This window comes from Novosphingobium sp. GW821-FHT09E05, assembly GCF_059416165.1.
Map to the genome: position 1 here is coordinate 376,094 of NZ_JBWKOQ010000003.1, position 21,695 is coordinate 397,788.

The following is a 21,695-nucleotide window of genomic DNA, read 5'->3' on the forward strand; positions in this document are numbered from 1 at the left end:
GAGGGACCGCGGCAGGAGTGACCGGAGAGCGAACAGCGGCGGCCTGACCATCAGGCGATCACAGCGCAGGCTTGAAATCCGGGGGCGCATCGCGTGATGTAGCGTGGCCCGAATGAACGCGTTTCTCGCCCACCACGTCCCGCATGACGGGCTCCTGTTCCCGGTCATCGAGGCCGGTAGCGGCGAGCCGCTGGTGCTGCTTCACGGCGGCGGATCGCGCGCGGCGCATTTCATGCCGCTGATGTCACACCTCTCGGCGCAGTACCGGGTTATCGCCTACGACCAGCGCGGGTTCGCCGCGAACCGCGTGCCGCCGGGCGTCGCCATCGATCATCCCCTGTGGGCCAGCGATCTCGTCGGCGTGCTGGACGGGCTGGGGATCGAGCGCGCGCCGGTGCTGGGCTGGTCGCTCGGCTGCTCGGTGGCGATCAATGCCGCCGCGCGCTGGCCCGAGCGGATCGCCGCGCTGGTGCTCGTCGGTGCGCCCGACCCGGCGCGCGGGGTCGACGTCGCCGCGCTGCGCCGCCGCCAGGCCGAGTACGGGGCGCTGGAGGCCGAGGAACTGGAGCGCCGTGCCCGCGTCGACCTTTCCGTGCAGCTGGCGCCGGATTTTGCCGACGACACGGCGATCCTCGACGCGCTTGTCGCCGACCGCATGGCCTCGAGCGCCGCGATGCAGGCGCGCGTGATCGACGCCTACGCCGCCCGGCCCGACCTGCTGGCCGCTGCCGGGCGGGTGCGCGTGCCGGCGCGGCTGATTACCGGCGAACACGACCGCATCAGCCCGCCGGCATCCGGCGGCGCCATGGCGCGCGCCCTTCGCGCGCCCGGTCCCGAGATCGTCCCCGGCGCCGGCCATTACCTCGCCGCCGAAAAGCCTGAAACGCTCGCCCGCCTCGTCGCAAAGCTCCTGCCTTCCATGAAAGCCCGCCCATGACCGAGACCGCCACGCTTGCCCGCCCGCCACGGACGCGCACGGCCTATCCGCCGCTGGGTCTGTGCCTGGGCTTCGGGGTCGGCACTTCGGGCATTTCGATCCTGCTCAACACGGTCTCGGTCTATTTTCCGGCGCTGATGGCGACGGTGCTCGGCGTGAACCCGGCGGTCGCCGGTACGCTGGTGATGCTTTCCAAGGTCTACGACGCCTTCGCCGACGTCGCGATCGGGGCGTGGAGCGACAAGGTGCGGGTGCGCCGCGGGCGCCGGCCGTTCCTGCTGGCGGGCGCGCTGGTTTCGTTCGCCTCGCTGCTGATGATCTTCCTCGCCCCGCCGCTGGGCGAGACCGCGCTGATCGCCTGGATGGCCGTGGGGCTGGTGATCTACTCGACCGGCTATTCGCTGTTCAACGTGCCCTATCTCGCCATGCCGTCCGAGATCACCTCGAACAATGCCGAGCGCCTGAAGCTGATCTCGTTCCGCACCGCGTTCATCGGTGTCGGCCAGCTGACCGCGCTGGCGCTCTCGGCCTGGCTGATCCAGGCGGGCGGGGGCGGGCGCAGCGGCTATGTCATCATGGGCTGCGTCATGGCGGTGCTGGCGCTGGCGACCATGCTCGGCTCCTGGTGGGGCACGCGCGGCGCGCGCACCGATGCACCGGCAGGCACGCCGCACCGGCTTTCGCGCGCGGACTTCGGCACGCTGATGGAGAACCGGCCGCTGTTCATCCTGCTCGGCGCCAAGCTGTGCCAGTACGTCGCCTTCGGAGTCCTGATGCCGATCACGCTGCTGTTCCTGCTCAACGTGATGAGCGTGGGCTATACCGGCATGATCCACCAGTCGGTGGTGCAGAACGGCGCGGTCTTCGCCTCGATGCCGGTGTGGATGCGGATCGGCCGCCTGATCGGCAAGCGCAACGCCTACCTTCTGGCGCAGGCGATCATGATCCCCGCCGTGCTGACCTGGTACTGGGCCGACGCCTCGACCGGCTACCCCGGCATCTGGTGGCGCTCGGCGCTGTTCGGCTTCGCCTCGGGCGGGGCGCTGCTGATGAGCACGTCGATGCTGCCCGACGTCATCGAGTTCGACCGGCTCAAGAACGGCGTCGAGCGCGGCGGCATCTTCGCCAGCCTCTATTCGGTGAACGAGAAGATCGGCTTCGCCATCGGCGCGCTGGTGCTGGGGCTGGGCCTCTCGATCGCGGGCTACGTGGCGACCAGGAACGGCGCGCTGGTCGAGCAGTCGGCGCGGACGATCTCGGCGCTCTACGGGATCAAGACGCTGGTTCCGGCCGGGATGCTGGCGGTGGGGGCGCTGCTGCTGCTGTTCTACGACCTCGACGAGCCTAAGCTGGAAGCGCTGCGCAAGGCGAAGGCATGACCGTGATCCCTGCATAAGCGGGGGCCGCGCTCAACCCGCGTCAGGGTGAACTACAACTTCCCCATACTGTCATCCCCGCGAAGGCGGGGACCCATCTGACGAGCGTGCCATGGGCGCCGTCATCAGCTGGGTTCCCGCCTGCTCGGGAATGACGGAGAGCGGTTTGGGCAGGAGCGTGCTTCAGGACGTGGTGCCTACCTGATCGGCAGCCGAACACCGCCGCACCAGGACCTGCCCCCGAGCGCCCCATCCGCCATCATGCCCGTCGCCCAAGCCCCGAGGACCCCGCATGACCGAGAGCCCCGCCGAGACCCCAACCGATCCCGACGCCGGCTATCCCAGCGCGCTCTACGCCTGGTGCGCAGTGGCACTGCTGACGCTGGCCTATGCGCTGTCGCTCCTCGACCGCTGGGTGCTGACGCTGCTCGTCGGGCCGATCAAGGCGGCGCTGGGCATCTCGGACACCGCCGTCGGGCTGCTGATGGGACCGATCTTCGCGGCGGTCTACGTGCTGTCGGGCCTGCCGTTCGGGTGGGCGGTGGACCGGCTCAACCGCCGCAACCTGGTGAGCGGGGCGATCGGCTTCTGGTCGATCATGACCGTCGCCTCGGGCTTCACGCGCAACTTCTTCCAGCTTGCCGTCTGCCGCTTCGGCATCGGCTTCGGCGAGGCGGCGCTGAGCCCGGCGGCGACGTCGCTGATCGCGGACATGTTCCCGCGCCGCAAGGTCAACTCGGCTGTCGGCGTGTTCAACCTCGGCATCTACACCGGCATGGGCCTGTCGTATCTGATCGGCGGCGGGCTGCTCGCCTGGGCGACCGTCAACCATGCGACGTTCCTCGGCGGCGGCCTCGCGCCGTGGCAGATCGTCTTCGTGCTCGTCGGCGTGCCCGGCTTCCTGGTGTCGCTGGCGCTGCTCGCGGTCATCCGCGAGCCCGCGCGGCGCGATACGGGCAAGAGGACGGGCGGCTCGATGAAGGAATGCTTCGCGCATGTCGGCCGCCACCGCTCGGCGCTGGTGCCGCTGGCGGTGGGCATGGGGACGGTGGCGCTGTTCGGCTACGCCTTCACCTGGCTGCCGACGCTGTTCACCCGCGTCTGGGCCTGGCCGCCCGAGCGCTTCTCGATGTACTACGGCGTGATCCTGCTGACGCTCGGGCCGCTCGGCACCGTCGTCGGCGGCCTCATCGCCAGCCGGCTCTACGACCGCGGCCACAAGGACGCACCGTTCCGGGTGCTGGCCGTCAGCCTGCCGGCGCTGGTGATCTTCGGCGGCACCGCGGCGCTCTGGCCCAATCCCTACATGGCGATCGGCGCGCTGGCTATCTCGGCGTTCTTCAGCTCGATGTCGACCTCGACCGGCGTCGCCTCGGTGGTCTTCGCCACGCCTTCGCAGTATCGCGGGCGGGTGCTGGCGCTCTACACCATGACCAATTCGATGATCGGCACGCTGATCGGCCCGACCGGCGTCGGCCTGCTCAACGACACCGTGTTCGGCGACGGCGCGGGCATCCGCTGGTCGCTCGCCAGCATCCTGCTCGTCGTCGGCGGCGCCCTGACGCTGTTCCTGCTGACCGGCCGCAAGGGCTATGCCCGCGCGGTGATCGAACTCGAAGCCGCCTGAATTCCACAAGGAGCCATCCCATGTCCCGCGACTACTCCGGCCTGATCCGCTACGCCTCCGACACCGAGGGCGACATTGGCCGGGAGATCTTCTCGGTCAGCGTCCACGAGGACGGCAGCCGTACCCTGCGCTGCCAGTGCTGGATGGACCAGCTCGATCTGGTGCGCGATGTGACCTACACCGTCAACGCCCACTTCGAGGCGGTCGACGCCTTCGTGCGCGTGGTCGCCAAGGGCAGCTTCGTGGGCAGCGGCTTCTTCCGCTTCACCGACACCTTCGCCGAGGGCGAGGTGATCTCCGCCGCCGAGGGCCGCGTCAGCCAGCGTATCGAGACGCCGGGCCGGGTGCGGCTGTTCGGCTCGCACCCGATCAGCATCGACATCTGGAAGTGCGCGCACACGCCCGCCGAGCGCCCCGGCGAGAAGCAGCCGCTGACCAACTGCTTCTCCAGTTCGCTCGCCCCCGGCGGCGCCTCGGGCCCGATGCTCACCACCAAGAGCTACGACATCGAGTTCGAGGGCCGCGAGGCCGCGCAGGTCCCCGCCGGCAGCTTCGACGCGCTGCGCTACAACTGGGACACCTACACCGGCCGCACGCTCGTCATGCACACCGCCGGCGAGGACTGGCTGCCGCTCAGCGTGCGCGTGCCCGAAGTGGGGCGGTACTACGAACTGGTCGAGCTGAACGGCGACTGGAAGTAACCCGCCCCGGAGCCGCCAATCTCAGACGCCAATCCTCCCCATCGCTTCGCGACAGGGAGGATTTGACCGCGCGGCCAGCGGTCCCCGGTCAAGCCGGGGACGACCGGTCCTCCCGCTCCCGGCAGCGACCCAGCGGCACCACCATCGGCGTCGCCCCGGCCATGTCGATGTGTCCGGTGACCCCGTAGACCGTGCGCAGCCGCTCGGGGCTCAGCACTTCGCGCGGGGTGCCTTCGGCGACCAGCACGCCGCGATCGATCAGGAGCAGGCGGTCGCAGTAACGCGCGGCCATGGTCAGGTCATGCAGGACGGTGACCACCAGCGCCCCGGCCTTCGCCTCGCGCGCCAGCAGTTCCATCACGTCGATCTGGTGGCCGGGGTCGAGCGAGGCGAGCGGCTCGTCGGCGACGATGCCCTGTGCGCCGACGGCCAGCGCCCGCGCCAGCATGACCCGCGCGCGCTCGCCGCCCGAGAGTTCGGTGACGATCCGGCCTGAGAGATGCGCGACGTCCGCCCGCGCCATCGCCTCTCGCACCGCCTCGCGGTCCGCAGCTCCGATCCGCGACAGAGGCGCGAGGTGCGGTAGCCGGCCCAGCGCCACCAGCCGCTCGACGCTGAGCGGCCAGTGCAGTGTCTGGCCCTGAGGGAGGTAGGCGACCATGCGGGCGAGTTCGCGCGGGGCGAGCGTGCTCACATCGCGCCCGTCGATGCTGACCGAGCCCTGCAGCTTGGGCACAAGGCCGAGCATCGCGCGCACCAACGTCGATTTTCCGGCGCCGTTCGGGCCGATCACGCCGGTCAGCGTGCCGGGGCGCAGCGTGGCGCTCACCCCGGTGAGCACGGCGCGGCGGCCGAGGTCGGCGGACAGGCTGCGGATGGCGATGGTCACCACGAGCGGCGCTCCCGCAGCAGGTGGACAAGGAAGACGGGGACGCCCAGGAACGCGGTCACCACGCCAAGCTTCAGTTCGCTGGCGGTCGGGATCAGCCGCACGAGGATGTCCGCGCCCGCCAGCAGGATCGCCCCGCCCAGCAGCGAGGGCAGCAGCACAGCCGAAGGGCTGCGGTCGGTCAGCGGGCGTACCAGATGCGGCACGATCAGCCCGATGAAGCCGATCGACCCGGATACGGCGACCGCGCCGCCGACCCCCACCGCGACCCCCAGCAGCAGGCGGCGCCGGGTGCGGCGCAGGTCGACGCCCAGCGAGCGGGCGCCGTCCTCGCCCAGCGACAGCGCATCGAGCGCGCGGGGGTTGTAGAGCAGCAGGCCGATGCCGAGCAGCGCGCAGGGGACGGCGATCCAGACGTGCTCCATCGTCCGGTTCTCGATCGAGCCGAGCAGCCAGGCCATGATCTCCATCGCCGCAAACGGGTTGGCCGACAGGTTCAGCGCCAGGCTGATCCCCGCCCCCGCCAGCGTCGAGACGGCGATGCCGGCGAGGATCAGCGTCAGCGGGCTTTCCGCGCGTCCCGCCAGCGCGAACAGAAGGCCCAGCGCGACGAGGCCCGAGGCGATCGAGAGCAGCGGCAGCATGACGGGGCTCCAGTCGGCGATCCCGAAATAGATCGCCGCCACCGCCCCCAGCGCCGCCGAGTTCGAGGCGCCAAGCACCGAAGGCTCGGCCAGCGGGTTGCGCAGGTAGCCCTGCAGCACCGCGCCGGCGAGTCCGAGCATGGACCCCACCAGCAGCGCGACGAGCGTGCGCGGCAGGCGCAGCTCGAACAGGATCGCCCGCGCGATCGGGTCGCCGTGCCCGGTGAGCGCGGAAAGGATGCGGGTCTCGGACAGATGGACCGGGCCAAGGCTCATGGACGCCAGGCCCATTACCACCACGCCGGCGACGAGAAGCGGCATCAGCGCCGGGTGGCGCGCCGCGGGAAATGCATCGTTGAGCACGAATACCTCGAATTGGATCGGTTCCCCGTCACGCTTGTGTCCCGGGGTCGTGTTGCTATGGGAACGCTGGTATGGCGCTTACGGCTTATCTTCGTTCTGGCAAGCTCGCGCTGTGCGCGGCGGTGGCCTCCTTCGCATGTGCGGCGGCATGGAGCGTGCCCGCGCCCGCAGGGGCGGCCCCGAAGAGGGCGCCGCAGCGGATCGTCTCGCTCAACCTCTGCGCCGACCAGCTGGTCATGGCGCTGGCGGACCGGAGCCAGATCGCCGGGCTTACCCGCTACGCCGCCGACCCGGCGATGTCGGCCGCCGCTGCGTCCGCGAAGGGCCTGCCGATCCTGCGCGGCTCGGCGGAGGAGATCATGGCGATCGGCCCGGACCTCGTCATCGGCATGCCCGCGCGGCGCAGCCCGGCCATTGCCGTGCTCAAGGCGAAGAAGTACCCCGCGCTCGATATCAAGTCGCCCGACAGCTACGCCGCGATCCTGCGTTCGATCCGCGAGGTGGCGAGCGCCGTCGGCCATCCGGAGCGGGGCGAGGCGCTGGTCGCGCGGATGGACCGAGAGCTTGCGGGCCTGCCTCACCGGCAGACCGGCAAGGTCGCCGCCTATTACCAGCGGCGCGGCTACATGACCGGGACCGGCACCCTGATCGACGACCTGATGACGCGGGTGGGGATCATCAACCTCGCGGCCAAGCTGGGCAAGCCCTCGCTCTCGCAGATGAGCCTCGAGGAGATGGCCGCGGCCCGGCCCGACTTCCTGATCGTCGATACCGCGACGGACAAGGTCGTCGACCAAGGCACCGCGATGATGCACCACCCGGTGCTCGCCGGCATTCCGCGCATCGGCATCCCGCAGGCCTGGACGGTCTGCGGCGGCCCGGCCTACGTGAAGGCGGCGCGGGCGATGGCGGCGGGCGTCAACGCTCGCTGACATGGCCGCTCCCGTCGAGGCGGGCCTGCCAGCCGCGCCGTTCGAGTTCGGGCACCACGTCGCACGCCTCGGGTTCGCCCAGGCACAGCAGGGCGATGAAGCGCCAGCCCGGCGGCACGCCGAGCAGTGCGGTGACAGTGGCGGGCTCCACGATCGACACCCAGCCCAGGCCCAGCCCGCGCGCCCTGGCGGCGAGCCACAGGGTATGGATCGCCAGCACCACCGACCACTCGCGCGTCTGCGGCATCGTCGCCGCGCCGAGGCCGGCCCCGATTGCGGTCGTATCGTCGCAGAACACGGCGATGACTTCCGGCGCCTCGCGCAGGCCGTGGAGCTTCAGCGCGGCATAGGCCTCGCGGCGGTCGGCCATGGCTTCGCCGGCGCGCTCGGCCTCGCCATCGACGTGGCGGGCGAGGTCTTCGCGCAGATCGGCCGAGCGCACGCGCACGAAACGCCAGGGCTGCGAATTGCCCACCGACGGCGCGAGCTGGGCGGTTGCCAGCAGGTCGGAGATGACCTCCTCGGCGAGGGGGGCGCGCCGGAAGTGCCGCACGTCCCGGCGCCACGCCAGCAGGGACGCGAGGTCGTCCCGAAAGCCGGCGTCGAACAGGGGGGGGCAGGTCAGGTCGTTGCTGTTCGGCAGCGCCGAGCTATCGCCCGTAAACGCCGTCGTCCCCGCCTGCGTGGGGACGACGGCGGAGGTTGGGCTGATGTCGGTTTCGGTCTCAAAGGCCATCGGGGCGGAGCCTAGAACTCGATCCCCGGCTGCGCCTTGACGGCCTGCTCGCGGAAGGGGTGCTTGACCAGCGTCATCTCGGTGACGAGATCGGCCTGCTCGATCAGCGCCTCGGGCGCATTGCGCCCCGTCACGATGACGTGCTTCATCTCCGCCTTGGCAGCCAGCACCTCCAGCACTTCGGCCAGCGGCAGGTAGTCGTAGCGCAGGACGATGTTCAGCTCGTCGGCCAGCACCATGTCGTAGGCCGGGTCCTCGATCATCCGCCTGACCTCCTCCCACGCTTCGCGGGCGAGGGCGATGTCGCGGGGGCGGTCCTGGGTGTTCCAGGTGAAGCCCTCGCCCATCGGCTTGAACTCGACGTTGGCGGGGAAGGCGTCGAAGACGACCTTCTCGCCGGTGGTCATCGCACCCTTGACGAACTGCACGACGCCGACCTTCTTGCCGTGCCCGATGGCGCGCACCACCATGCCGAGCGCGGCGGTGGTCTTGCCTTTGCCCTTGCCGGTGTGGACGATCAGCAGGCCCTTCTCGACGGTCTTGGCCGCCATGATCTTGTCGTGGGCGGCCTGCTTCTTCTTCATCTTCTCGGCGTGGCGTTCGTCGGTGCGTTCGGCCATTCTACTCTCCTGCAAGCTGGGCGAGCAGGACGCCCGCACTGTTCGATTTCGGTTTCCACAAGCCCCGTTCCAGCGCCTCGGCAAGCCGGGCGGCGGTTTCGCGCAGCGCCGCCGGGTTGGCGTCCTGCATGAAGGCGCGGACCGCCTCGTCCTCGATGAAGGCGGCGTGGACGGCGTCGAAATGGTGGTCCTTCACCGCATGCGTCGTGGCGGCGAAGGCGAAGAGGTAGTCGACCGACGCGGCGATCTCGAACGCGCCCTTGTAGCCGTGGCGCATGACGCCCGCGATCCACTTGGGATTGGTGACGCGGGCGCGCACGACGCGGCCGATCTCGTCCTCCAGCGTGCGGATTACCGGGCGTTCGGGGCGCGAGTGGTCGTTGTGATAGGACACGACCTTGCGGCCCTTCAGATGCTCGACCGCCGCGGCGATGCCGCCTTCGAACTGGTAGTAGTCGTCGCTGTCGAGCAGGTCGTGCTCGCGGTTGTCCTGGTTCTGGACCACCGCGTCGGCCTGCGTCAGACGGGCGGCGAACAGCTCGCGCTCGGCCTCGCCCTCGACGCCCGCGCCGTAGGCGTAGCTGCCCCAGTCGAGGTAGATCTCGGCGAGGTCGGCGCGGTCGTGCCACAGCTTCTCGTCGATCATCGCCTGGAGCCCGGCACCGTAGGCCCCCGGCTTCGAGCCGAAGACGCGGGCCCCGGCCCGGCGCGCGGCCAGTTCGGGGCTCTGGCCCTGCGCTTCGAGCCCTGCGACCTCCTCGCGGTGGCGTTCGGCGGCGGGGTTGTCGCCCTCGGGTTCGCCCAGCGCCATGACGGCGCGGGCGGCGCTGTCGATCAGGTCCATCTGTTCGGGGAAGGCATCGCGGAAGAAGCCCGAGACGCGCAGGGTCACGTCCACGCGCGGGCGGCGCAGTTCGGCGACGGTCATGATCTCGAAGCCGGTCACGCGGCCCGAGGTCCACTCCCAGCGCGGCCGCACGCCCATCAGCGCGAGGGCCTGCGCGATGTCGTCGCCGCCGGTGCGCATGTTGGCGGTGCCCCAGGCCGAGAGCGCCATGGCGCGCGGGTATTCGCCCTCGCGTTGGAGGTAGTCCTCGACCAGCAGCTGCGCCGACTTGAAGCCGAGGTCCCAGGCGACGGCCGTGGGCACCGCGCGGGTGTCCACCGAGTAGAAGTTGCGGCCGGTGGGCAGCACTTCGGGGCGGCCCCGGGTGGGGGCGCCGGAGGGGCCGGGCATCACGAAGCGGCCGTCGAGCCCGGCGAGCAGGGCGGCGGTTTCGGCTTGGCCGCAGGCGTCGACGCGCGGGGCGAGGTTGTCGACGATCTCGGCGAGGACGGCTGCAGTTCGGCTGCCGGCCGGCTGATAGGGTGAAAGCGAATCCGCCCACTCCGCCGCCAGCAGTTCCAGCCGCTCCACCGTATCGCCCAGCGTCCGCCACGGATCGTCGGACACCGCCGCCAGCATCGCCGGTCGCGCGCCGTCCCATGGATCGCCCATCCGGCAGTCGAGCGGATCGAACGCCAGAGCGAAATCCTCCGCCATCGCCCGCAGCAGCGAGGCCTGCCCGGGCCGGTCATACCCGCGCGGCGTCCGCGCCAAAGCCACCAGCAGGTCGCGCCGCAGCCGGCCCTCGGGCGAGTGGCCGAAAACGTGCAGCCCGTCGCGGATCTGCATTTCCTTCAGATCGCACAGGTAGTTGTCGATTGCGGAGAGGGCATCGTCGCCGTCCCCCGTCGCCCCGGCGTCCTGGTCCAGTCCGTTGCCGCGCGCGAGGTCGAGGATGTCGCGCCGCAGCCTCTCCAGTCGGCGCGGGTCCATGCCGGCGGCGAGGTAGTATTCGTCGACCAGCGCCTCAAGCTGCTTGAGCGGCCCGTAGCTTTCGGCGCGGGTGAGGGGCGGCGTCAGGTGGTCGATCACCACCGCGCCGATGCGGCGCTTGGCCTGCGTGCCCTCGCCGGGGTCGTTGACGATGAAAGGGTAGAGCTGCGGCACCGGCCCGGCGCAGATCTCCGGGAAGCAGTCGGCGGAGAGCGATATCGCCTTGCCCGGCAGCCATTCGAGATTGCCGTGCTTGCCGACATGCATCAGCGCCTGCGCGCCGAACTGCCTGTCCAGCCAGACGTGGAAAGCGAGATAGGCGTGGGGAGGGGGCAGCGCCGGGTCGTGGTAGCTGGCCTTGGGGTCGATGTTGTACCCGCGCGCCGGCTGCACCGCGAGCGCGACGTTGCCGAAGCGGTGGACGGCGAGGCGGAACGCGCCCTCGCGCACGAAGGGGTCGGCCTCGGGCTCGCCCCAGCGTTCGAGCATGGCGGCGCGGGCGGCCTCGGGGACCTGTGCGAAGGCGGCGCGGTAGTCGGCGAGGGGGAGGGCGATCTCTCCGGGCCGGTCCAGCGAGGTGAGGTCGTTGGTCACGCCGCCGGTCATCAGCGCCATGAGCGCCGCGCCGTCCTGCGGAGCGTTGCCGACGTCGTAGCCCGCCGCCCGCAAGGATGCGAGGATCGAGGCGGCGCTGGCGGGGGTGTCGAGGCCGACGCCGTTGCCGATCCGCCCGTCGCGGTTGGGATAGTTGGCGAGCACCAGCGCGACCTTCCGCTCGGGCGCGGGGGTGCGGCGCAGGCGGGCCCAGTTGGCGGCGAGGTCGGCGGCGAAGGCCACGCGGTCCGGCGCGACCTTGGGGACGACGATGCCGCACTGGGTCACTTCGTCGAAGCGCTCGGCGGCCTTGAAGGCGACGGCGCGGGTGAAGATGCGGCCATCCACCTCGGGCAGCGCCACGTTCATGGCGAGGTCGCGGGGGCCAAGGCCGCGCGCGGCGGCGCGCCAGTCGGCCTCCTCGACGCCCGCGAAGGCGACCTGGAGGATCGGGCAGTCGGCGCGCTCCAGTATGCCGGGGGTGCGCGGCTCGCCCGAGGAGGAGGAGGCGAAGCTGGTGGCGTTGATGACCACGTCGGGGGCGATCCCGGCCATCAGCCCGCCGAGCCAGTCGATCGCGAAAGGCTCGCGCAGCGCCCGGACGTGGACGGCGGCGACGTTGAGGCCGCGCGCTTCCAGCGCGGCGACCATGGCGTCCACCGCGTCGAGCGTACCGGCGATCATCAGCGCGCGGTAGAACACCAGCAGCGCGACCGGGGCATCCGGCTTCCAGCGCGCGTGAAGATCGGCGAGGCCGGGGCGATCCACGCCGGGGATGTAGAGCCCGGCATCGGCGACGGGCACCGGGTCGTCGGGCTGGCCGCAGTCGTCGCCGATGATCCGCGCTGCGGTGCGCAGGAACGAGAGGGCGTTGGCGGTGCCGCCCTGGCGCAGGTAGTCGCGCAAGTGCTCGACCTGGGCGGCGGGCAGCGTGCAGGCGCGGTCGAGCGCGGGGTCGTCCTCCCGCCCGTCGGCGATGGCGGCGAAGGCGATGCCGCGTTCGCGCGCCACGGCGGCGATCTCGTCGATGCCGTAGGGCCAGTAGCTCTTGCCGCCGAGGAGGACGACGCAGACGAACCTGGCGTGGGCGATCACCTTCTCGACGTAGAGGTCGATCGAGTAGGGGTGCTTGAGCTGCAACAGGTTCGCTAACCGCACGCTAATGCCACCTTGCGGCAACTGCGCGGCGGCCTTGGCGAAGCAGGCGAGCTCGCTGTCCGCCACCGTCAGGATGACGATGTCGCCCGGCGGCTGGTCGAGGTCGATGGCCTCCTCGCCGTTGGTGATGGTGCCGGGGGTGGCGGAGAGCAGGTGCATCAGGCGGGGTTTCGCATGGCGGCAGTGTCCCGGTTTGTGCGCGCCACGCGCACGGTACGGGCGGCCCACCTCCCGCTACCCGAGAGAAGGATGCTCGCACCCCACACCCCGTCGCCCCCGTGAAGGCGGGGGCCCCGCTTCCCTTCCGCCCCGCTCGAAGGAACAAGCGGGGTCCCCGCCTGCGCGGGGACGACGGGGTTTTGTGGGATGGGGTGGGGCGGGATGGGCATCGGCATCGGCTCGTTCAGACCGTCACCGCACCGAGAACGTCGGCCAATCCTGCCTCGATGGCGGCGCGGTCGAGGCCCTTCTGGCCGATCACCACCAGCTGCGTGCGGCGCGGTTCGCCGGGCTTCCAGGCGCGGTCGTAGAAGTGCTGGATACGCGGGCCGACGGCCTGCACGATGAGGCGGCTGGGCTTGCCCGCGACCGCGACCATGCCCTTGATGCGCAGCACGTCGTGCGCGGCGATCAGCGTGGCCATCTGCGCAACCAGCGCGTCGAGGTCGGCCACGTCACCGCCCGAGGCGACGAAGCTGTCGAAGTCGTCGTGGTCGTGGCCTTCGTCGAGGCCGTCGATATGCGACTTGCGGCTGTCGAGGTCGTCCTCGGCCGCCGCGGTGATGCCGAGCAGGGCGGCGATGTCGACCGCGCCGTGGTCGGCGTGGATGATCTTGACGCCGGGACGGGTCTCGGCCCCGACCAGCCCTTCGACATGGGCCAGCGCCTCGGCATCGACGAGGTCGGTCTTGTTGAGCACGACCATGTCAGCGCATCCGAGCTGCTCTTCGAACAGCTCTTCGAGCGGGCTGTCGTGGTCGAGGTTGGGGTCGGCGGCCCGGGCGGCGGCCAGCGCGACCTCGTCGGTGGCGAAGCGGCCGGCCGCCACGGCATCGGCGTCGATCAGCGCGATGACGCCGTCGACGGTCGCGCGGGTGCGGATGTCGGGCCACTGGAAGGCCTTCACCAGCGGCTTGGGCAGGGCGAGGCCGGAGGTCTCGATGATGATGTGCTCGGGCGGGTTGGGCCGGTCGAGCAGCTTCATCATGGTGGGCAGGAAATCGTCGGCGACGGTGCAGCAGATGCAGCCGTTGGCCAGTTCGACGATGTCGTCCTCGGGGCAGGCCTCGTCGTTGCAGCCCTTCACCAGTTCGCTGTCGACGCCGACGTCGCCGAACTCGTTGATGATGAGAGCGATGCGGCGGCCGCCCGCGTTCTGCAGCAGGTGGCGCACGAGCGTGGTCTTGCCCGCTCCCAGGAAGCCGGTGATGACGGTGGTGGGCACTTTGCTCAATGGTCTTCTCCCCGCGCCGGGCGACTTCTGCACGGCGGGGCGTCCCATCGATCGGGCGATCGACGACCCGGCACGCGCGTCGGGCAGGCGCGAGGACGCCCGGCGCGTTGTGCCGATGCGGCCCCGGCCGCATGACGAACGTCGCTCAGACGGAAGTACCGTGCCGTGACCATCCCCTGGACCAAGGCAAGAGCGACCAGAACGCCGGCAGGTCTCCTGGCTCGCGGGTCAGGGCTTGATGCACGCCTTCCCAGGCCCCGCATGACTTAGCGTCCGGCCCAGTGGCTGCTTCCCCGGCTGGGGGAAACGATGTGCATCGCGCTCGCCGCTTACAGTTGCAGGGACAGCTGCGGAGTTGGGTGGTGAACCACCCGCACCGCCTTCCCGTTTTAAGCCTCTTTCGAGGCACCGGCGCGATCTTCGAAACCGGCGCGTTAACGCCGGTCCGAGGGCGGCAATAGGGGGATTTTTGCGGTGTGCCAATCGGAAGATTGCGGGCGACGTGGTCAGCGTCGGGCCGATCGGGGGGGCGGCCATCTGCTCGCCAGATATGAGGGAGCGGCGGGGAGTGATGCGTCGGGACCGCCTGTCGTGAAGTGCGATTCCCGTGGGCGGCGCCTATTCCGCCGCCTCGATCATCGCCTCGGCCTCGGCGGCCTGGCGCGACCACATCTCGGTGTAGAGGCCTTCGCGGCGCAGGAGCTGCGCATGGCTGCCGCTCTCCACCAGCCGGCCTTCGTTCAGCACCAGGATCTTGTCCGCATCGGCGATGGTGGACAGCCGGTGTGCGATGGACAGCGAGGTACGGTGTTCGGCGACGCGGTGGAGGGTGGCGAGGATGTCCTGCTCGGTCCGCGTGTCGAGCGCGCTGGTGGCCTCGTCGAGCACGAGGATCGGCGGGTTCTTGACGAGGGTGCGGGCGATGGCGACGCGCTGCTTCTCGCCGCCCGAGAGCTTGAGGCCGCGCTCGCCCACTTCGGTGGCGAAGCCCTTGGGCAGGCGGGCGATCAGGCTGGTCAGCGCGGCGCCCTGCGCGGCGGCCTCGATCTCCTCGAGGCTGGCGCCGTCGCGGCCGTAGCCGATGTTGTAGCCGATGGTGTCGTTGAACAGCACCGAATCCTGCGGCACGATGCCGATCGCGGCCCGCAGGCTTGACTGCGTGACCTCGCGGATGTCCTGCCCGTCGATCAGGATCCGGCCCGAAAGCGGGTCGTAGAAGCGGAACAGCAGCCGCGCGAGCGTGGACTTGCCCGCGCCCGAGGGGCCGACCACCGCGAAGGCCTGTCCGGCGGGCACCTCGAACGACAGCCCGTGCAGGATCGTGCGGTCGGGATCGTAGCCGAACACCACCTCGTCGAACACGATCGAGGGCTGGCGGATCACCAGCGCCGGCGCGCCGGGCGCGTCGGGCACTTCGACCTGGGTGTCGAGCAGGCGGAACATCTCCGCCATGTCGATCAGGCCCTGCCGGATGGTGCGGTAGACCATGCCCAGCATGTCGAGCGGGCGGAACAGCTGCGTCAGGTAGGTCTGCACGAAGACCAATTGGCCCGCCGTGTACTGGCCGCGGTACCAGCCCCAGACCGTCCACGCGAGCGCACCCGCCATCAGCAGCGTGACCACGACGCCCTGGACGATGTTGAGCAGCCCGAGCGAGTTCTCACTCTTCACCGCCGCCACCGCATAGGCGCGGGTGGCCTGCGCGTAGCGAGCCTCCTCACGCGCCTCGGCGGAGAAGTACTTCACCGTCTCGTAGTTCAGCAGCGAATCCACCGCGCGCGACAGCGCCTGCCCATCTAGCCGGTTCATCTGCTCGCGCAGCTTGGTCCGCCACTCGGTGATCGTGCGCGTGACCCAGATATAGGCCGCGACGGCCAAGGCGGTGGCGAGTACGAGCCCGATGCCAAAGTTGATGTAGAAGATCACCGCGACGACCAGCAGCTGCAGGATGGTCGGGGCGATGTTGAACAGCATGAAATAGAGCATCGTGTCGATGCTCTTGGTCCCGCGCTCGATGGTCTTGGTGACCTCGCCGGTGCGCCGCGCGAGGTGGAAGCGCAGGCTCAGGCGGTGGAGCTGGCCGAACACGTTCTCCGCCAGCGCCCGCGTCGCGTCCTGGCCGACCCGCTCGAACACGATGTTGCGCAGGTTGTCGAAAACCGTCTGCAGGAGCCGCCCGGCCGAGTAGGCCAGCACCGTCAGCATCGCCAGCTGGACCATCTTGGGCCCAGTGGCGCCCATCAGGTCGACCGCCCACTTCATCAGATACGGCAGCACCAACTGCGTGCCCGTCGAGAGCAGGATGAACACGCAGGCCCACACGATCCGCCACCGCAGTCCGGCGTCGTCGCGCGGCCAGAGGTACGGCATGAAGCGCAGAAGCGTGCGCCAGCCGTCGTGGCGGGCGTTGGAATCGGGTACGGCTGTATCGGGAGGCATCGTTGCTATTTAGGGATCGGCGCGGTTTAAGGAAGTGTCCGCTGCAACAATCCGGCAACGGCGCCAAAGACCCGCCATGATCAGAACGGGATTTCGGTGCCTTCGTAGTCGAACAGCTTGCCGCTGTCGGGCACTTTGAATTCCTCGATCACGTCAAGCAGCTGCAGGGCGGCGCGCTCGGCGTCGAACAGGCGGCCCGGCTGGACGGCGCCCTGGAACGGGCGCGACAGGTCGGTATCGACCGTGCCGGGATGCAGGGTGACGACGATCGAGCGGTCGTTGCGGCGGCGCTCCTCGATCGCGAGGCCCCGCACCAGCATGTTGAGCGCGGCCTTCGACGCGCGGTAGCCGTGCCATCCGCCGAGCCGGTTGTCGCTGATCGAGCCGACACGCGCGGACAGGGCGGCGAACACCGTTCGGCCGGTGCGGGGCATGATGGGGAGGAAATGCTTCGCCACCAGCGCCGGGCCGATCGCGTTGACGGCGTAGACCCGCGCCAGCCACTCCGGGTCGAGATCGCGCAATGCCTTTTCGGGGCCATGCTCGCCCGCATGGAGCAGGCCTGTCGCGACGATCACCAGCGTCGGTGCGGGCCCCTTGGCGACATGCGCGGCGGCGGCGGCGATGCTCGCTTCATCGAGCAGGTCGAGGTGCTGCGTGCCACTGCGCGAACGGGCGAAGCCGTGGACAATGTCGAAAGCGCCTTCCTCGACCAGCGCTGCCTCGAACGCACCGCCGATCCCGCCGGACGCGCCGATGACCACTGCTGCTGCGCTCATGTGCGGGTGAAACGCCAGCGATCGGGCTCGCTCTCGGCCGCGTCGAAGCGGTAGCCGTCGCTGTCGAAGCCGCGCATGGCGTCGACGTCGGTGATGTGATGCTCGCACAGCCAGCGCGCCATCATGCCGCGCGCGCGCTTCGCATTGAAGCTGATGAACCGCGGACCGTCGGGTCCGGGCTCGCGGAACTCGACCTCGATCACACGCAAACCTTGGAGCCTGCCCTTCACGGCCGCGAAGTATTCCTGGCTGGCGAGATTGAGGATGACGCCCGAACCCTCCTCGGCAACCTGCTCTCGCAGAACGGCTGCGATACGGTCGCCCCACCAGTCGGTCAGGCTCTTGTGGCGCGGTGCCCAGCGGGTGCCCATTTCCAGACGGTAGGGCCGGATCCCGTCGAGCGGCCGGAGCAACCCGTAGAGACCCGATAGCATCCGCACATGGTCCTGGGCGAAGGCGACGCCCGCATCGTTCAGCGTATGCGCCTCGAAGCCCGTGTATACATCACCGGCGAAGGCGAACAGGGCCTGCCGCTCGGGCAGCTCGGCGAAATCGCGGAAGCGGTCGGCGTTGAGCTTGGCGAGACGCGGCGAGATGTGCATCAGCTCGGACAAGCGTTTCTGCGAAAGGTTGGCGGCCGACTTGGCAAGGCCGCGCGCCTCCTCGGCAAAATGCGGGGGCGTCACGTCAAGTGGCGGCAGGACGCGCTCGAAGTCGAGTGTCTTGGCGGGTGAGAGCAGGGCGATCATGGCGCGGCGGTAGCGACGGGCGCCGCCGGCGTCAAACGGCCGCCGCTGCGTTTCAGTCCACCTTGCCGATGTCGAGCAGGACCTTGCGCGACGAGAAGTCGATGGCGACGCGCTTGAACGCGCGCAGTTCGCGCATGCCGAGGAATATCGCGGGCCGCTTGTTCAGCTTGAGTTCGCCGAAGGCAGGCGCATCAGCATAGGCGATGAGTACGTTGGTGACCGCTATCCCCGCAAGGTCCAGTTTGTTCGCGACCCCAAGCTCTACGGGAAGGTCATGGCCGGTGACGCTCGACAGCGTGCCCCGCAGCATGTCCCTGGGCCGTGCCTTGTGAGCCAGCGCGCGTTGCAGCGCGAGGTTGCCGACGCTGCCGCTGGCGCCCGTGTCGATCACCACGTCCACGCGCACGCCGTCGATGGTCGCGTTGGTCAGGATCAGCCTGCCGGACTTATGCCTGGCCTGCACGACGATCTCGAAACCCTGCCGGCCGCCCAGCTCGCGAGGCGTGCCGATCCGGATGGTGTTGCGGGCGAAATCGAGCAGCACACGCTCGTGCTGCAGGCTGTCGGTCCCCAGGATGCCATCGGCGCCCATGTTTCCCCCTTCCAGCAGCGGCACCGTAAGGTCGTAATAGGAGCGCGGGCCGATATCGATCGAGTCGACCTGCGCCGTGGCGACGTGGTGTATGCCGGCGATGCCCATGACCCGCACCTGTGGCCCCTGTACCAACCCCAGCGTCCCGGCCAGCGTGGTGGATACGACAGTGCGCTGGGATCCGGTATCGATGAGGAAGCGGTACGGCCCGATGCCGTGTATGGCCACATCGATCGTCATGCGCGCGTGGGCATCGGCCGCCCCCTGCACGGTGTCGGCCGGGGCCCCGTCTGTCGACGGCGATGGAACCGGCGTCGCGCCCAGGATCACGGGATTGGCGATCAGCATCGCCAATGCCAGGCTTATTCCCGCCACAGCATCCTCCTCGCGAATTCAAGCTCGCGTATGTCTTTTCGAGGGGCTATATTAACATGATCTTGCGCAGACAGCTACCGTGGCGCGCAATTTATTTCACGCGGCTCGCGACTTGAGGCGTGCCTTCAACGGGGCCAGAATATGCGCTGCCATATCCGCCATATCCGCCAGATCGTCGCGGGCAGGGTGGCGCGAGATGTAGATCGCGGCCAGCCAGGCCAGGCCGCAGGCGACCCCTGAGGCAACGAGGCCGAAGAAGCCCAAAGTGGAGGGACTGCGCCAGAGTGTGATCGCAAGCACCGCCGGGAAGACGGTTATCAGCGTGACTATCGCGCTACCCGCATAGATGCGCAGCGCCACGCCCCAGCGAAATCCGATCAGGCGTTGCAGCCACAATGCATAAAGGCAGAACCATCCCAGCCCATATACGAGCCGGGAAGCGGCGGCTGCCTCCACTCCGATCGCGGCACCGGCCGCAAGCGTGCCGACTGAAAGTGCGGTGTCGATCAGGTTGAACCACAGCAACTGCCGCAGGCGCCCCAGCAGGATCGGCAGGTCCACGTGCAGCGGCAGCGCGACGAAGAAGCACTCTGCCGCCGCCACAAAGGCCAGCAGCGGCGCTGCCTTGGCCCAGCCCGGTCCGTACAGCAAAAGGATCACCGGCTCGCTCAGCACCGCGAGCAGCGCCATCGCCGGCCAGACGATGGCTCCGTGCGCAGCGACAACACGCTCGTAGTAAGGTCCAAGGTCCTTGCCTTCGTCGCGCAGGCGGGCGAAGGCGGGGTAGTAGATCGCGCTGACAGCGCCGACGACGAGCGTGTGCAACTGCGCCGCCAGCGCTGCGCCCCGGCTGAACAGGCCGGCAGCGGCCATGCCCTGGAAACCGCCTACGATCATGTCGGGGCTGCGCACACCGATGCCGCCGGAGAGATAGATCGGGGTCGTCCCCGCGCTGAACTTCAGGATCGCGCGCAGTTCGGTCCAGCTTGCGCCCCGGCCCGGGAACGCCGGCTGCGCGATCTGCGCGATCACTGCCCTCACCGCCGCCTGCGCGATCATGCCCCAGGCGAGCGCGAACGAGGACCAGCCCAGCCACGCCAGCGTGAGGGCGACCCCGCTGTTCGTCATGGCGCCTCCCAGGTTGACAGCGAACGTGCGGCTGAAGTCGAGCCGCCGCGCCAACAGCGCCATCGGCACGATGCTCCAGGGCACGAATATGTAGGAGACGGCGATCAGTTGGAGGATCGGCTCGATGCGCGGCTCGCCGTAGAACCGGGATAGCGGTGCCGCGATCGCGTAGATGACGGCGGCCAGAACCAGGGCGAAAGTCATCGCGATCGCGGTTGCCGACCGCACCATGGTCCGGTCGCCGGTCGGATGTCGGCCGATATAGCGCTGCAGCCCGAAGTCCTGGATGATCGACAGCACCATGGCGGCGGCCAGTGCGACGGAGAACAGGCCGATCTCTTCGGGCTTCAGAAAGAAGCGCGAAATGACGACCGAGGTGACGAATTGCAGCGCGAACAGCGAATACTGGCTGGAAGCGGCCCACAGCGCGGCAGACTTCACGCTCTTGGTGCCGCGCCCGCCGGCCATGGCTTCCGCTGCCACGACGGTCAGGCCGGCCCGGCGAGGATCGCGGCCAGCCGCAATGCGCGAACCGGCTCGCGGAAACGGATGAGTCTGGCGACCACCCGCCACATGCCTCGGCGGTCGCCGCCTTCGCGCAAGTAGCGGCACAGCAGATCAAAGCCCTCGTCCCGCAGTCCGATGCGAGAATAGAGAAGGGCCGGTGCGACGCGGGCCCGGACACCGCGGCCCACCCCCTCGCGCCCGAACACACTGTCGAGATCGTCGATGGCCGGAAGGCGATCGAGCGTTTCGGTCGGATCGGGGCGCCCCTCTGCTCGCTCGTGATAGGCGAGGTAGGAGATGGCGGCTCCTATCTGCTGCTCGGTCGCATGACGGCTGGAGACCTGGGTGTCGTAATGACGGTAGCGAAGCAGTCGCTCGGGAATGCTCGCAAGCCGGGTCACGCCGGCCAGCCTCAGCCAGAGATCGTAGTCCTCGCAGTGCCGGAACGCCGCGTGATACCCGCCCACCGCGAGCACCACGTCGCGGCGGAACATCGCTGCCGGATGACAGAGCAGGGGCCAGCCGTTCTCGATCGCCGTGAGAAAGGCCTCGTGCGTTTCGGGATGTTCTTTGCCAGCCAGGTGATAGGGCTGGTCGTCGGCGTCGATATCCTCGGTCCAACTGCCGACGACGCCATAGTCCGGATGGTCGGCCAGGAACCTGATCTGCCTGGAGAAACGGTCGGGCCGGCAGATGTCGTCGGCATCCATCCGCGCGATGACGGGCGCGCGGGCCTGCGCGATCAGCTCGTTGAGGCTGGCGACGAGACCCCGGTTCTCCCGCAGGGTAGGCCGGATGCGCGAATCCTTTTCCGCATAGCGGCGTATGATGGCGCCCGATCCGTCGGTCGAGCCGTCGTCGAGGATGAGGAACTCGAAGTCGGTGAAATCCTGCGCCAGCACGCTCTCGATCGCGGGCGCGAGGAAGCCCTCGCCATTGTAGACGCTCATCGCAACGCTGATCGCCGGTGTCGGCATGCAACTTCCCATATGGCCGCGCGCAGGCGGCGCAGTTCGGTGTATAAGGCTCCGCTTAGGCGAGGCTGGTAAAGAAACCGTTTGGAGCGTCCATGCAAATCCCGTCGGCGGGAGACTGCCCGGACCATCCGGTTGAATTTCGCGCGTCCCGATATCATATCCTGTCGGCGAGGCTCGAAAATGGCTGAAAATCGTCGTTTTCTTCGTTTTGGTCAGTTTTTTGAAAAACCGTGTTGACCGAATCGCGGGTGGGACTTAGAGGGCGTTTCACCGCAGCGGACCACACGGTTTGCTTTTAGC

The 21,695-nt window shown here is 69.3% G+C and carries 17 protein-coding genes and 1 riboswitch; of the genes, 5 read left to right on the forward strand and 12 right to left on the reverse strand.

Translation table 11 applies throughout. The features are described from left to right. Positions 1–112 precede the first annotated feature (112 nt). The 4 genes from AC07M9_RS16080 to AC07M9_RS16095 all read left to right on the forward strand — a co-directional run bounded on the left by AC07M9_RS16080 (position 113) and on the right by AC07M9_RS16095 (position 4,641). Positions 113–937 (forward strand): alpha/beta fold hydrolase, encoded by an 825-nt coding sequence (locus AC07M9_RS16080; protein WP_494885019.1) that lies wholly within the window; start codon positions 113–115, stop codon positions 935–937. Continuing rightward, on the forward strand, positions 934–2,316 hold the full coding sequence (locus AC07M9_RS16085) for an MFS transporter (protein WP_494885021.1): 1,383 nt from the start codon (positions 934–936) through the stop codon (positions 2,314–2,316). Before AC07M9_RS16080 ends, AC07M9_RS16085 begins: the two co-directional genes overlap by 4 nt. Positions 2,317–2,605: 289 nt before the next feature. After that, the gene (locus AC07M9_RS16090; protein WP_494885022.1) at positions 2,606–3,940 is read left to right on the forward strand and encodes an MFS transporter; all 1,335 of its coding nucleotides are present in this window, start codon (positions 2,606–2,608) and stop codon (positions 3,938–3,940) included. Positions 3,941–3,960: 20 nt separating this feature from the next. After that, on the forward strand, positions 3,961–4,641 hold the full coding sequence (locus AC07M9_RS16095; protein WP_494885023.1) for a hypothetical protein: 681 nt from the start codon (positions 3,961–3,963) through the stop codon (positions 4,639–4,641). An 88-nt stretch (positions 4,642–4,729) separates the two neighbouring features. On the opposite strand, the gene AC07M9_RS16100 is transcribed toward AC07M9_RS16095, so the two are convergent. Then, the gene (locus AC07M9_RS16100; protein WP_494885025.1) at positions 4,730–5,533 is read right to left on the reverse strand and encodes an ABC transporter ATP-binding protein; all 804 of its coding nucleotides are present in this window, start codon (positions 5,531–5,533) and stop codon (positions 4,730–4,732) included. Further along, complete coding sequence (locus AC07M9_RS16105; RefSeq protein ID WP_494885058.1) at positions 5,527–6,495, reverse strand: FecCD family ABC transporter permease; 969 nt, start codon at positions 6,493–6,495, stop codon at positions 5,527–5,529. The genes AC07M9_RS16100 and AC07M9_RS16105 overlap by 7 nt, the downstream gene beginning before the upstream one ends. A 113-nt stretch (positions 6,496–6,608) precedes the next feature. Here AC07M9_RS16105 and AC07M9_RS16110 point away from each other — a divergent pair, with 113 nt between their 5' ends. After that, positions 6,609–7,469: an ABC transporter substrate-binding protein gene (locus tag AC07M9_RS16110; protein WP_494885027.1), complete on the forward strand. Its 861-nt coding sequence runs from the start codon at positions 6,609–6,611 to the stop codon at positions 7,467–7,469. Here AC07M9_RS16110 and bluB read toward each other — a convergent pair. From bluB to AC07M9_RS16160, 10 genes are all read right to left on the reverse strand, one after another. Beyond that, the gene (gene bluB, locus AC07M9_RS16115) at positions 7,456–8,205 is read right to left on the reverse strand and encodes a 5,6-dimethylbenzimidazole synthase (protein WP_494885029.1); all 750 of its coding nucleotides are present in this window, start codon (positions 8,203–8,205) and stop codon (positions 7,456–7,458) included. The two genes, AC07M9_RS16110 and bluB, sit on opposite strands and share 14 nt — an antisense overlap. An 11-nt stretch (positions 8,206–8,216) precedes the next feature. Further along, on the reverse strand, positions 8,217–8,825 hold the full coding sequence (cobO, locus tag AC07M9_RS16120; protein WP_494885031.1) for a cob(I)yrinic acid a,c-diamide adenosyltransferase: 609 nt from the start codon (positions 8,823–8,825) through the stop codon (positions 8,217–8,219). A 1-nt stretch (position 8,826) separates the two neighbouring features. Beyond that, positions 8,827–12,555 carry a cobaltochelatase subunit CobN gene (cobN, locus tag AC07M9_RS16125; RefSeq protein ID WP_494885032.1) on the reverse strand — a complete coding sequence of 1,243 codons (3,729 nt, stop codon included), beginning with the start codon at positions 12,553–12,555 and terminating at the stop codon, positions 8,827–8,829. Positions 12,556–12,799: 244 nt separating this feature from the next. Then, the gene (gene cobW, locus AC07M9_RS16130; RefSeq protein WP_494885033.1) at positions 12,800–13,849 is read right to left on the reverse strand and encodes a cobalamin biosynthesis protein CobW; all 1,050 of its coding nucleotides are present in this window, start codon (positions 13,847–13,849) and stop codon (positions 12,800–12,802) included. Positions 13,850–14,038: 189 nt separating this feature from the next. Continuing rightward, a riboswitch (cobalamin riboswitch) is annotated at positions 14,039–14,277 on the reverse strand. A 190-nt stretch (positions 14,278–14,467) separates the two neighbouring features. Continuing rightward, positions 14,468–16,288, reverse strand: coding sequence for an ABCB family ABC transporter ATP-binding protein/permease (locus AC07M9_RS16135; protein ID WP_494885034.1), 1,821 nt, complete (start codon positions 16,286–16,288; stop codon positions 14,468–14,470). Between the two features lie 80 nt (positions 16,289–16,368). Next, positions 16,369–17,067: an SDR family NAD(P)-dependent oxidoreductase gene (locus tag AC07M9_RS16140; protein WP_494885035.1), complete on the reverse strand. Its 699-nt coding sequence runs from the start codon at positions 17,065–17,067 to the stop codon at positions 16,369–16,371. After that, entirely contained in the window at positions 17,064–17,816 is a 753-nt protein-coding gene (gene yaaA / locus AC07M9_RS16145; protein WP_494885036.1) for a peroxide stress protein YaaA, read from the reverse strand. The genes AC07M9_RS16140 and yaaA overlap by 4 nt, the downstream gene beginning before the upstream one ends. A 52-nt stretch (positions 17,817–17,868) precedes the next feature. Then, complete coding sequence (locus AC07M9_RS16150) at positions 17,869–18,756, reverse strand: aspartyl protease family protein (RefSeq protein WP_494885060.1); 888 nt, start codon at positions 18,754–18,756, stop codon at positions 17,869–17,871. 123 nt (positions 18,757–18,879) lie between these two features. After that, complete coding sequence (locus AC07M9_RS16155) at positions 18,880–20,379, reverse strand: oligosaccharide flippase family protein (RefSeq protein WP_494885038.1); 1,500 nt, start codon at positions 20,377–20,379, stop codon at positions 18,880–18,882. A 20-nt stretch (positions 20,380–20,399) separates the two neighbouring features. Beyond that, positions 20,400–21,395 carry a glycosyltransferase gene (locus tag AC07M9_RS16160; RefSeq protein ID WP_494885039.1) on the reverse strand — a complete coding sequence of 332 codons (996 nt, stop codon included), beginning with the start codon at positions 21,393–21,395 and terminating at the stop codon, positions 20,400–20,402. Between the last annotated feature and the right edge of the window lie 300 nt (positions 21,396–21,695).